Here is a 13,094-nt window from a genome sequence, read left to right as displayed (position 1 = left end):
CGGGCGGCGCGTCGATCCCCGCGTCGCGCCCGGCGGCGCGCGCGATCTCGACGATCCGCTCGCGCGGCAGCATCTTGCTGCCCGGCGCGGCGGGCGGGAAGTGCTCGGGATTCGTGTACGGCGTCTCGGCGAGCGGCGACACCAGCGATACCAGCGGCCGCACGACGGGCACGGCGAGATTCATCGAGATCGACGTGATCGCGACGACCAGCAGCAGCCCCCACACCCACACGCCGCCCGAGCGGTGCAGGTCGAACACCAGCGGATAGCCGCCGCGCCGCACGCGGAACGCGAACGACTTGCGCCAGCTCTTCAGGTTCGGAAACGCGAGCACCAGCGCGATCAGGCTGTCGATTGCCCACACGATGCCGACGATGCCCATCACCCAGAACCCGAAGTTGATCCCGCCAACCATGGGCAGGAACAGCGAGTAGTGCAGCCGGTAGATGAACGGCATCAGGTCGAGCCGCGCGACCGACAGCGCGCCCCATTCGCGGCGGCCCTGCACCGCACCGGTCGCGGGATCGACGGCGATCTGGCTGAAGTCGAGTGCGTATGGCTGGCCGGTTGCCGGATCGGTGCGCGGCATCACGCCCGCCTGCAGCGTGTGCCCCGGCTCGATCGCGAGCGGCAGATAAGTCACCTGCACGCGCGGGTCGGCGGCCTCGATGCGCGTCGCAAGCGCGAGCGGATCAAGCGGCGCCGCATCGCTGCGGGCGGTGTAGAAGTCCGGGTTCAGTGCCGCGTCGAGTTCGTGATCCCACGCGATCAGCGCGCCGGTGAGGCCCGCGACGAATAGAAACAGCGCGATCGCGAGGCCGAACCAGCGATGCAGGCGGACGAGAAACGGTCGCAGGAACGCATTCATCGCGCGCACTGCGAAGGGAAAGCGGGCCGGCACGAGCGGCCCCGGTTCAACGGGATGCAGGTCATTTGAGGTCAGGCGCCGCGCACGAGCCGGCCGGCCGCCACTGGCGAGACCGGATGCCCTTGCACGCGGCATGGAATTGTTGCGCGTTCGACGGGTTTTGATACGATGCGCGACATTTTATCGCAATGCGAATGATTCTTACTTGCATTTTTACTCATCCACCATGACCGTCTGCCTCGCCCGCCCTCCCGTCCGCCCACATCGCGTGGCCGCCGCCCTTGCCTGCCTTGCCGCGTCGCTCGCGCACGCGGATGATTCGCCCGGCGGCGCCACGGCGTTGCCGGCCATCAACGTCACCGCTGCGCACGATTCGCCGCAGCACCTGACCGACACGATCTCCACCGGCGCGCTCGGCACGCGCCGCCAGCTCGACACGCCGTTCTCGACGACGATCGTCACGTCGGAGGAGCTCGAGGCACGCCAGCCGTACAAGCTCGGCGACGTGTTCGCGAACGACGCATCGGTGTCCGACAACAGCGGCGCGTACAGCGCGTGGGCCAGCTACATGACCGTGCGCGGCATGCAGCTCGACTGGCAGAACGGCTACAAGATCGACGGGCTGCCGTTCGTCACGTACGGGATCACGATGCCGTACGAACAGCTCGACCGCGTCGAGCTGCTGAAGGGGCTCGGCGGTTTCCTGTACGGCTTCGTGACGCCCGGCGGCGTCGTCAACTACGTGACGAAGCAGCCTGGCGTCGAACCGGTACGCAGCGTCGACGTCGGCTACCGAAGCACCAACGTGTGGACCGAGCACGTCGATCTCGGCCAGCGCTTCGGGCCGAACGGCATGTTCGGCGCGCGGCTGAACGCGACGCACGAGGAAGGCAAGACCTACAACGACGGCAACATCCGCCGCGACAGCGTATCGCTTGCGCTGCAGGCGAACCTGACGCGCGACCTGTCGGTGACGTTCGGTGCGCTGTACCAGGACCGCCGCACGACGGGCCAGACGCCGTCGATCTTCACCGGCAGCTACCCGGGCGGCGCACTGCCCGCGACGATCAGCGGCGGTACGACGAACCTCGGCGGCAAGGACCAGTACCTGAACACGAACCTGCAGCTCTATACGGCCGGGCTGCAATACCAGCTCGCGCCCGACTGGCAGCTCGACGTCGCGTACAGCTACAGCAAGGCGACGCGCCGCCGCAACGAAAGCACGCTGTATCTGCAGGACGCGGCCGGCAACTACACCGACAGCCGCTACGTCGGGATGGAGGATCACCGCTTCGGCCAGTGGCGCGCGATGGTCGAGGGCAAGGTGCGCACCGGCCCGTTCAGCCACCAGATCGTGCTCGGCGCGTCGTGGCAGAAGCAGGCGAACGACTATTCGGCAAACAGCGTGTTCGTGCCGCTCGGTGCCGGCAACCTGTATGCGCCAAACCCGTACCGCTACGACAGCCCGCACGGCTTCATCCAGTACCGCACGAGCGAGATCGTGCAGAAATCGCTGTTCGCGAGCGACACCGTGCAGCTCACCGAACGGTGGTCGGTGCTCGCCGGCGTGCGCTACATGAACTACGAGCAGCGCTCGTTCCAGGCGAGCGGCGTCGAGGATCCCGGCTACCGCCAGAACGGCGTCGTGACGCCGACGTTCGCGGTGATGTTCAAGCTCGCACCGACCACCACCGCGTACGCGAGCTACGCCGAATCGCTCGAGCCCGGCAGCCGCGTGAACGACGTCTACGCGAACGCCGGCCAGATGCTCAAGCCGCTACGCAGCAAGCAATACGAGCTGGGGATCAAGAGCGAGCACGCGCGCTGGAGCGCGACGGCCGCGCTGTTCCGCATCGAACGCAGCGCCGAGTATGCGAACGCCGCGAACGTCTACGTGCAGGACGGCAAATCGATCATCCAGGGGATCGAGTTCGGCGCGCGCGCGAAATTGGGCGCGCGCTGGAACGCGGGTGTCGACGCGATGCTGCTCGACGCGTGGTACGCGAGCGGGATCGGCAACACCGGCAACCGGGTCGCGGGCGCGCCACGTTTCGTGCTCGCCGGCGACATCGGCTATGCGGTGCCGGGCGTGCCGGGGCTGACGCTTGGTGTCGATGCGAAATTCACCGGTGCGACGCCGCTGCGCGCGGCTGGCGGCCTCGACGCGCCGGGCTTTCTCGTCGTCAACGCGGGCGCGCGCTACCTGACGCGGGTCGGCCGCCACGACGTGACGCTGCGCGCGTCGATCGACAACGTGCTGAACCGCCGTTACTGGGAATACCAGTACGCGGACTACGTGAAGCCGGGTGACCCGCGCACGGTGAGCCTGAACGCGAAGATCGACTTCTGACCAGTGGGCCGGCGGCTGCAAACCGCCGGCCATCGGCCATCAGCCAGAACGGCCGCACCTTAGCGGTCTCGGGCCTCGGGATTTTCCCGGACCCCAAAAGCAAAACGGCGGAGCGGCTTCTTTCGAAGCACGCTCCGCCGTTTCGCGGCGAACCGTAAGACGCTCTTAGTGGAGCTTCTTCGGCAGCATCTGGCTGCGCAGGCGCTTGTGCAGGCGCTTGACGGCTGCTGCCTTCTTGCGCTTGCGGACTGCGGTCGGCTTTTCGTAGGACTGGCGTTCGCGCAGTTCAGCGATCAGGCCATTTTTTTCGATAGCACGGCGAAAGCGGCGAATCGCCACTTCGAACGGCTCGTTTTCTTTCAGAAGAATCGTCGTCATGTCGTTCCTAAATTGCTTAAACGGTCAAAAACGTAGCGGCCAAGCGCCACGCACCGGCCATCCGAGCGTCCCCACAAACAGGCGAAACGAGCGGAAATACGGCCTCGGAGGCCGGAAAAGAGAGGCGGAAAGCACCGCGAGTACGCTTCACAAGCCGCGTGCAGCGCCGCGTTTGACTGCCAGCAGACATGCCGAAAACGGCAGAGGCTTGACAGAAATCTCAATTCAGCCCGCCATCATAGCAGGGAATCACAGACAAAACCACCCTTTTGTCGATCGCGTGGGCACAGGCGAACGACTGCGTGGTTGGGCCATTCTCTGGCCCCATTCATCCGATGTCGCGCCGGAGCCCGTCCGAAATGACAAAGAAGGATAAAAAATCGGGCCGAATCTCAACGCGCCCCTCAAGTTTTGTTTTGGTGCGCCGAAATCCTGCTCTGAGGCGGCCAGCAATGAACGAGTGCTTCCGCCGACGCCAAAACGGCTTTTCAGGGCTTTCGGCTTAAACAGGAGAATTTCCATGCTCGGAATTAACAGCAACATCAACTCGCTGGTTGCACAGCAGAACCTCAACGGCTCGCAAAACGCCCTGTCGCAGGCAATCACCCGCCTGTCGTCGGGTAAGCGTATCAACAGCGCAGCAGACGATGCAGCAGGTCTCGCGATCTCGACCCGTATGCAGACCCAGATCAACGGTCTGAACCAGGGCGTGTCGAACGCGAACGACGGCGTGTCGATGATTCAAACGGCATCGAGCGCACTGTCGTCGCTGACGAACAGCCTGCAGCGTATCCGCCAGCTGGCCGTTCAGGCATCGACGGGCACGATGTCCACGACCGACCAGGCAGCACTGCAACAGGAAGTCTCGCAGCAGATCCAGGAAGTGAACCGTATCGCGTCGCAAACGACGTACAACGGCACGAACATCCTGAACGGCAACGCAGGCATCGTGTCGTTCCAGGTCGGCGCAAACGTCGGCCAGACGATTTCGCTGGACCTGAGCCAAAGCATGTCGGCTGCGAAGATCGGCGGCGGCCTGGTGCAGAAGGGTCAGACGGTCGGCACGGTAACGGGCCTGACGCTCGACAACACCGGCGCGTACACGTCGTCGGGCGCAGCGATTACCGCGATCAACGTGCTGTCGGACGGTCAAGGCGGCTACACGTTCACCGACCAGAACGGCGGGACCATCACGCAATCCGTTGCACAGTCCGTGTTCGGCGCAAATGCAACGACCGGCACGGGCACGGCAGTCGGCGCGCTGTCGATCCAAGCGGGCGCAACCAGCTCGAGCATGTCGGCAGCGTCGCTCACCGCGATCACGAACGCCGTCGCGCAGATCAACGCCGTCAACAAGCCGGCAACCGTGTCGGGCCTCGACATCAGCACGGTCAGCGGTGCAAACGTCGCGATGGTGTCGATCGACAACGCGCTGCAAACGGTGAACAACGTCCAGGCACAACTGGGCGCGGCACAAAACCGTTTCACGGCAATCGCAACGGCACAGCAGGCAGAATCGACCGACCTGTCGTCGGCACAGTCGCAGATCACCGACGCGAACTTCGCGCAGGAAACGGCGAACATGTCGAAGAACCAGGTGCTGCAACAAGCTGGCATCTCGGTGCTGGCACAGGCAAACTCGCTGCCGCAGCAGGTCCTGAAGCTCCTGCAGTAATCGAGTAGCAACCCACGGCCGGGCCCCGCGTAATGCGCGGCCCGGCCGCAAGCGCTTGGCGCGCGGGGCCCCGCCCCGCCGCCAGGCCCTCATCCCCCGATTCACGGATCACCCGCCGCACGGAGCACTACGATGTCGACGATCAATCCCGCCGTCACCGCCGCCAACAGCTCGGCCAACAGCGCGCTGCAGCAAGCCGCCCAATCGATCATCAGCGGTTCGACCGGCAACTCGTCGATGGACGTCAACTCGCTCGTGACGGCACTCGTCAATGCGAAGGTCGCCGGTCAGGCCGCCGCGCTCACCGCGCAGCAGTCCAGCGACAACACCCAGATTTCCGCGTACGGCGCCCTTTCGGCAGCGCTGAGCGCACTCCAGGCCGGCGTCACGACGCTGTCCAACGGCTCGCTGCAGAACACCTTCACCGCGACCATGAGCGGTACCGGCATTACCGCGACCGCTGGCGCGGGCGCAGTCGCCGGCAGCTATTCGATCAACACCACGCAGATCGCGACGTCGCAGTCGCTGTCGTCGGCCGCGTTCGGCGCGTCGACGGCGCTCGGCACCGGCACGATGACGCTGTCGCTCGGCAGCCAGTCGTTCACGGTCAACGTGAACAGCGCCAACAACACGCTTTCCGGCATCGCCGCCGCGATCAACAACACGACCGGCAACCCGGGCATCGTCGCGTCGGTCGTCAACGGCAGCGACGGCGCCCACCTCGTGCTCAGCTCGACGCCGACCGGCGCGGCGAACACGATCGGCGTCGCGGTCAGCAACGTGTCCGGCGACAACGGCCTGTCCAGCCTCGGCGTCACGTCGACGGCCAGCACGACGGGCGGCCAGTCGTCCATTACGTCCGCGAACAGCAGCGCCGCGTGGAAGCAGAGCACGGCCGCGCAGGACGCCACGTTCACGATCAACGGCATCGCCGCAACGAGCGCGAGCAACACCGTGACGAGCGCGATCACCGGCGTCACGGTGAACCTGACCTCGGCCGCCGCTGGCACGACGCAGACGCTGACGATCGCCACCGACACGAAGACCCAGGCCTCGACGATCAACAACTTCGTGACGCTCTACAACACGCTCGTCACGACGATGAACACGCTGTCGAGCTTCTCGTCCGGCGCGTCGTCGCAAGGCCCGCTGCTCGGCGACTCGACGCTGAACACGATCCGCAACGCGCTCGCAACGGTCGTCGCGAGCGGCGTCGGCAGCAACGGCTCGACGGTCAACCTCGCGTCGATCGGCGTCACGCTGCAGGCCGACGGCACGCTGCAGGTCGACAACACGGCGCTCAACTCCGCGCTGCAGAGCAACCCGACCGGCGTCGCATCGCTGTTCAACTCGACGAACGGGATCGGCCAGCAGTTGACGACCGACATCACGAACTACACGCAGACGGGCGGGATGATCGCCGCCCGCACGACGGCGCTCAACAACGACCTGACGAGCGTCGCCACGCAGCAGACGAACCTGTCGAACTACACCGCGCAGCTGACCAGTCAGTACCAGGCGCAGTTCACCGCGCTCAACACGCTGATGGCGACGATGAACAGCAACTCGCAGTACCTGACGCAGCTGTTCGGCGGCACGAACAGCGCCGGCGCACTGTCGAGCAACAAGAGCTGATCGCTAGCCGGACGGGAGAGCCACGATGCAACAGACCGAACTGATCGCCCAACTCGAGGCGCTCACCGACGCGATCGAGCATGCGGCCGCGATGGCCGACTGGATCGAGGCGGCGCGCCTCGTCGACCTGCGCGAGCCGCTCGTCGCGTCGCTCGCAGCCGACCAGCCGCCAGCCGGCATCGCCGCGGTCCGCCGGATCCAGGCCAGCAACGAACGCATCTTCGCCGACGCGCAACGCGCGCAGCAGGAGCTGACGGACGAATACCGGGCGGCGATGGGCCGCGTGCAGGCCGTCGGCCAGTACCAGAGCGTCGCGAGCCGCTGACGCGCGCCTGGCGCCGCGCCACTGCCGGCGCCGGCGCACCAACCTGACAACAAGAACTACGCGCTGAAGTGAGGGCGTGCTCGTTCGCCTCCGCCCGCCTCGTGCGGGCGTTTTTTTTGGGGCGCCACCCACCGCGCCGCCCCTGCTTCGGCCGACCGTTCAATCGGCCAAACTAACCCGGCTTTTCCCGTCACCTCGCGGCATCGGCGCGGCGGCACGCTACCCATAATGGTATCGACCGACTTTCCGCAGATTTCATCATGTTCTCGACCGAACTGCCCGCCTCCGCCGCGCTCACGCCTGAACAGCAGCTTGCGCAGGACATTGCGCTCGTCATGGACAACGCGCTCGAGCGCCAGCGCAGCGGCGCGTTCGACGACGCCCGGGCGCTGTACGAGGCCATCCTCGACGCGTTGCCCACGCATGGGGATGCACATTACAACCTCGCGGTGCTGATGGTCGATACGGGGCATCCGGCTGACGCAGTGCCGCATTTCGAAGCTGCCATCGGCGCGAACCCGGACAACGGCTACTACTGGATCAGCTACATTCATGCGCTGCATCGCAGCGGGCAAACGGCCGCCGCGTGGATCGCGGTTGAAATCGCGCAGCAGCGCGGCGTGCACGGTCCGGCGCTCAATGGGCTGATCGCGCAACTGGCGTCGCCCGACGTCGTGCTCGCGACGGCAGCGGTCGCTCCGAGCGGCATCGACACGGCGATCGTCCTGGAAACCGCGGCCGGCCCAGCGGGGCAGAGCGACGCGGGCAAGCCTGTCCGTCGCCCCAATCAGACGCTGCTGCAAAAGCACGCGGCGCTGTTCGACAAGAACAAGCACGCGGAAGCCACCGCGCTTGCGCGGCAACTGGTCGCCGACTACCCTGAAGACGGCGCATGCTGGCGCGCGCTGTCCGCATCGCATCACCGGGAAGGCCGCTTCGCGGAGATGATCGAGGCCGGCTTTCGTACGGTCGAATTACTGCCGGACGAAGTGCTCGTGCGCATCCTGCTCGTCGATACGCTGCGGGTGATGAACCGTCTCTCGGAAGCCGACGAGCAGTGCAAGCGCCTGCTCCAGCTTCAGCCCGATCACCCTGAGGCCATGCGGATTCGCGGTCTCGTGCTGTTCGCGCTGCGGCGCACGGATGAAGCGATCGCGGCCTGCCGACGCGCGGTCGAGCTCGCACCCGGCGTCGCCGCGCCATGCGGCACGCTCGGCTTCGTGCTGCTCGAACTGGGCGCAACGCGGGAAGCAATGGGCTGGCTGAAGCGCGCGATCGAAATCAACCCGACCGACAGCATCACCCACAGCAGCATGCTGTTCTGTCTCGCGCACAGCAGCGACTTCGACCCGCAGGCGCTCGTGGCAGAACACCGCAAGTTCGGCCAGCGCTACGACAATCACAAGCGCAAGCGCGCGGTCGTGTTCTCGAACCCGCGCGACCCGGCGCGGAAGCTGCAGGTCGGCTTCGTGTCGGGCGACCTGTTCAGCCACGCGGTCGCCTCCTACGCGGTGCCCGTGATCGAGCATCTCGCGGCCGATCCCGGCATTGCGATGCACTTCTATCACAATCACTTCGAGGAAGATCACACGACCGATCGCTTCAAGGCCCACGCCACGACTTGGCGCAACATCGCCAGCATGAACGACCAGGCCTTCCTCGAACGCGTGCGCAACGACGGCATCGACATCGTAATCGACCTGTCGGGCCATACCGGCCGCAACCGGCTCGTCGCGTTGGCGCAGCGCGCGGCGCCGGTCCAGGCCTCGTGGATCGGCTATCCGGCCACGACCGGCCTCAGCCAGATGGACTACTACCTGACGGATCGCTTCGTCGCGCCGCACGGCGCATTCGACGACCAGTTCGTCGAGCAGATCGTGCGGCTGCCCGCGATCGCACCGTTCATGCCGCCGCCGAACTGTCCGCCCGTCAACGTGCTGCCAGCGCTGCACAACGGCTATACGACGTACGCCAGCTTCAACCGTCTGAACAAGCTGAGCCCGCACGTGATCGAGGTCTGGGCGCGCGTGCTGCACGCGGATCCGACCGCACGCATGGCGCTCGGTGCGATCGGCAATGACGGCGACCAGCAAACGCTGACCGAATGGTTCGCAGCCTCCGGCATCAATGCCAGCCGCCTGACGTTCCACCGGCGCTCGAGCACCCCCGTGTACATGCAGCAACACCACCGCGTCGATCTCTGTCTCGACGCGTTCCCGTACACCGGTTCGACGACGACGCTGAATGCGCTGTGGATGGGCGTGCCGACCGTGACAATCCCCGGGGCAACGATGGCCGGGCGCGGGAGTGCGTGCTGGCTGCAGCACGTCGGGCTCGACGCGTACATCGCGGCGGACGAGGACGATTTCGTCGCGAAGGCGCTGGCGCTCAGCCGCGACACCGCCGCGCTGCAGGCGCTTCGCGCCGGCCTGCGAGCGCGCTGCGGGGAATCCGCAGCGTTCCGGCCGGCTGTCGTCGCGGCCGGGCTGTCGTCGGCACTGCGCACGATGTGGACCCGCTGGTGCGCGCGAGAGCCCGCCACCACATTCGACACGCCGCTGTTCGACGACATGGCGACCGCACGGGCCACGGCCAAGGCCTGACCCTCACGTCAAGATCGAGAGAAACCATCATGACCGCCAGCCTGCCCGCATCGTCCGTCGCGTCAATGCCGCACGAACGCATCTACGTCACGCAGCCGCACCTGCCGCCGCTCAACGAATTCCTGCCGTACCTCGAGAAGATCTGGGAAAGCCGGACACTGACCAACGGCGGCCCGTTCCACCAGCAGTTCGAGCGCGCGCTGTGCGAGTATCTCGGCGTACCACACCTGTCGCTGTTCGCGAACGGCACCCTCGCGCTCGTCACGGCGCTGCAGGCGCTACGGATCACCGGCGAGGTGATCACGACGCCGTACTCGTTCGTTGCGACCGCACATTCCCTGCTATGGAACGGCATCAAGCCTGTCTTCGTCGATGTCACGCCCGGCACGCTCAATCTCGACCCCGAGCGCATCGAGGCGGCGATCACGCCGCAGACGACCGCGATCATGCCCGTGCACTGCTACGGCAATCCGTGCGACGTCGACGCGATCCAGAAGATCGCCGACAACTACAACCTGCGCGTGATCTATGACGCCGCGCATGCGTTCGGCGTGCAGAACGCCGGCGGCAGCATACTCACCCACGGCGATCTGTCGGTGCTGAGCTTCCACGCGACGAAGGTGTTCAATACGTTCGAAGGCGGCGCGATCATCTGCCCGGACGCGAAGACCAAGCAACGGATCGACCACCTGAAGAACTTCGGTTTCGTCGACGAAGTCACGGTCGTCGCGCCCGGCATCAACGGCAAGATGAGCGAAATCAACGCGGCGTTCGGGATGCTCCAGCTGCAGCACATCGACGGCGCGCTGGCGCGTCGCCGCGACATCGACACACTGTACCGCACGCTGCTGCGCGACGTACGCGGCATCCGCTGCCTGCCGCAAGGCGGCCAGACCGTTGCGAACCACGCGTATTTCCCGATCCTCGTCGACGAAGACTATCCGCTCGACCGCGATGCGCTCTACCGCAAGCTGCGCGACTACGACGTATATGCGCGTCGCTATTTCCATCCGCTAATTTCGGAATTTCCGATGTATCGCGGGCTGCCGTCCGCGAACCGCGACAACCTGCCGGTCGCGTCGGAAGCCGCGCGCAAGGTACTGTGCCTGCCGCTCTACCCTGCACTCACGGACGACATGGTCCGCCGCATCGTCGCACTGATAGCGCACTGATCGCGCGCTGACACGCGGCGATCGCCGGCCACGAGATCGCTCATCCGTTCTCGCGCGCCTGCTGGTCGCCGATCAGGCGCGGCAGATTGCGTTCGGCGCCCGACGTCCGGCAGTCGAGCGTGTCGTCCCGGTGCCCTGCTCGTTCGTCGATGTCGATCACGCCCTTGGCGTGACCGGACAAGCCGACAACGCGATCTTCCGCGAGAGGTTCGAGCTGAACGCAATGCGCACTGCCGAGCCGTAGTCGCGACGACTATCGTCGGGATCGACGGCAGCGCTTGCACCATCCGTTCACGCGGCACGCACCGCCTCATCCGCCATTACGCGACCGGCCGCGAAATGCGTGGCAAACGCCGCACGCAAGCGCTCTGCCATCTGGATCCAGCTTTCGTCGCACCCGCGCCGGAACAACCGCACCGTGCCCGGATACCACGGAGAGTCTTCGCGGTCGTGCATCCAGCGCCAGTCCACGTCCTGATTCGGCAGCAGCACCCAGCACGGCTTGCCGAGCGACGCGGCCAGATGCGCGGTGGACGTGTCGACGCACACGGCGAGATCGAGTTGCGCGACGATCGCGGCCGTATCCGCGAAATCGTCGATCTCCGAACCCAGGTGCAGCAACGGCAGGCCGCCCGGCGCCTGGCGCGCCTCGTCCTCGCCCTGCCCCTTCTGCAGGCTCACGAAATTCACGCCTGCGACGCTCCATAGCGGCGTCAACAACGCAAGTGACGGTAGCGAGCGGTGCGCATCGTTGTGATGCTTCGGGTTGCCCTTCCACACGAGGCCAACGCGCGGGCCGGCCGGCAGCGCATCGAGGCGCGTGCGCCAGCGCATGGCGCGAACCGGGTCGGGCGCGAGCCGCACCGGCGGCGGAATCGTGTCGAGCGTCGTGCCCGCGTGCATCGGTGCGCTCAGCAGGCTCGTCCAGTAATCGAACTGCGCCGCCTGTGCGGTCGCCGCCTCGTGATCGAGCACTGCGTCGACGCCGTCGACCGTCTCCATCAGCCGATGCAGCGCGGGCTGACACGCGAACACCACGCGCGCCGCGTGCCGCGCACGAAACTCCGCGAAATAGCGGCTGAACTGCAGCATGTCGCCGAGGCCATCTTCCTGCCAGACGAGCAGCGTCTTGCCGGCGAGCGGCTCGCCTTGCCACTGCGCACACGGCAACACCTCACGGGTCCGGCGGTGCACGAATGTCGATTGCTCGTAGCGCGATTCGTAGCGCCGCCAGCCTTCGTCGAACCGGCCCAGGCCGAGCAGCAGCGTCGCCAGGCCGAAGCGCGCATCGCCATAGTCCGCACGCAGCTCGAGCGCGCGGCGGTACGCGCGTTCGGCGTCGTCGTGGCGGCCGACATACGCGAACGTGGTGCCCAGGTTGTAGTGCACTTCGGCCATGTCCGGCGCGAGCGTCAGCGCATCGGCGAAAACCGTCATCGCTTCGTCGTGGCGGCCCTGGGCACGCAGCACGCAGCCCAGGTTGTTGTGCGGCTGCGGCAGGCCGGGACGGCAACGGATCGCATCGCGATAGGCCGCTTCCGCTTCGGGCAGGCGATCGAGGTTCTGCAGCGCGACGCCGAGGTTGTAGTGCGCCTCCGGGTGATCCGGGCACAGAGCGAGCGCCTGACGGCTGGCCGTTTCCGCTTCCGGCAGCCGCTGCATGTCGACGAGGATCGCGCCGAGATTGGCGTGGGCGAGCACGTAGTCGGCGCGTACGGCGATGGCGAGCCGGTACGCGAGTTCTGCCTCGGCCTGCCGGCCGAGGACACGCAGCAGGTTGCCGAGATCGGTCAGCACGTCGACCGCCTGCGGCTCGATCAGCAACGCCTGCCCGAGCGCCTGTTCGGCTTCGTCGAGCCGGCCGAGCGCTTCGAGCACCTTGCCGAACCGGTGATGATGCGACGCCCGCAACGGCGCGACGGACGCGAGCTGCCGACGCAGGAGCGCCGCGGCGTCGGACAGGCGCCCTTGCGATACAAGCAGCGCGCCGAGGCCGTCGTATGGCGGCTCGAACGCCGGCATCGCGTCGATCGCGCGCCGCCACCACGCTTCCGCGTCGGCCAGCCGGTTCAGGCCGAGCGCGCAGAA

9 protein-coding genes are annotated in these 13,094 nt (G+C 66.5%); 6 read left to right on the top strand and 3 right to left on the bottom strand.

What is annotated here, in order from left to right:
• Positions 1-868 (bottom strand): PepSY-associated TM helix domain-containing protein (locus G3N99_RS23355; RefSeq protein WP_206123578.1); only part of this gene is annotated, 868 nt, incomplete at its 3' end.
• A 226-nt stretch (positions 869-1,094) separates the two neighbouring features.
• Here G3N99_RS23355 and G3N99_RS23350 point away from each other — a divergent pair.
• Positions 1,095-3,218, top strand: a complete 2,124-nt coding sequence (locus G3N99_RS23350) for a TonB-dependent receptor (RefSeq protein WP_206123577.1) — start codon at positions 1,095-1,097, stop codon at positions 3,216-3,218.
• A 165-nt stretch (positions 3,219-3,383) separates the two neighbouring features.
• On the opposite strand, the gene rpsU is transcribed toward G3N99_RS23350, so the two are convergent.
• On the bottom strand, positions 3,384-3,596 hold the full coding sequence (gene rpsU, locus G3N99_RS23345) for a 30S ribosomal protein S21 (RefSeq protein ID WP_006401410.1): 213 nt from the start codon (positions 3,594-3,596) through the stop codon (positions 3,384-3,386).
• Positions 3,597-4,116: 520 nt separating this feature from the next.
• On the opposite strand from rpsU, the gene G3N99_RS23340 reads away from it, so the two are divergent.
• From G3N99_RS23340 to vioA, 5 genes are all read left to right on the top strand, one after another.
• The gene (locus G3N99_RS23340) at positions 4,117-5,271 is read left to right on the top strand and encodes a flagellin (RefSeq protein WP_206123576.1); all 1,155 of its coding nucleotides are present in this window, start codon (positions 4,117-4,119) and stop codon (positions 5,269-5,271) included.
• 132 nt (positions 5,272-5,403) lie between these two features.
• Entirely contained in the window at positions 5,404-6,906 is a 1,503-nt protein-coding gene (fliD, locus tag G3N99_RS23335) for a flagellar filament capping protein FliD (protein ID WP_174940089.1), read from the top strand.
• Between the two features lie 25 nt (positions 6,907-6,931).
• Positions 6,932-7,231, top strand: coding sequence for a flagellar protein FliT (locus tag G3N99_RS23330; RefSeq protein ID WP_174940091.1), 300 nt, complete (start codon positions 6,932-6,934; stop codon positions 7,229-7,231).
• A gap of 260 nt (positions 7,232-7,491) precedes the next feature.
• Complete coding sequence (locus G3N99_RS23325) at positions 7,492-9,834, top strand: tetratricopeptide repeat protein (protein WP_206123575.1); 2,343 nt, start codon at positions 7,492-7,494, stop codon at positions 9,832-9,834.
• A 29-nt stretch (positions 9,835-9,863) separates the two neighbouring features.
• Positions 9,864-11,006, top strand: coding sequence for a dTDP-4-amino-4,6-dideoxy-D-glucose aminotransferase VioA (vioA, locus tag G3N99_RS23320; protein WP_277396414.1), 1,143 nt, complete (start codon positions 9,864-9,866; stop codon positions 11,004-11,006).
• A gap of 291 nt (positions 11,007-11,297) precedes the next feature.
• Here vioA and G3N99_RS23315 read toward each other — a convergent pair.
• The coding region (locus tag G3N99_RS23315) for a tetratricopeptide repeat-containing glycosyltransferase family protein (protein WP_206123574.1) at positions 11,298-13,094 on the bottom strand (1,797 nt) is incomplete at its 5' end.

The sequence above is a fragment of the Burkholderia sp. Ac-20392 genome, from assembly GCF_017104585.1.
Classification (GTDB): domain Bacteria; phylum Pseudomonadota; class Gammaproteobacteria; order Burkholderiales; family Burkholderiaceae; genus Burkholderia; species Burkholderia lata.
The sequence above is the reverse complement of the archived record's forward strand: the minus strand, read 5'-3'. Positions and strand labels throughout refer to the sequence as shown.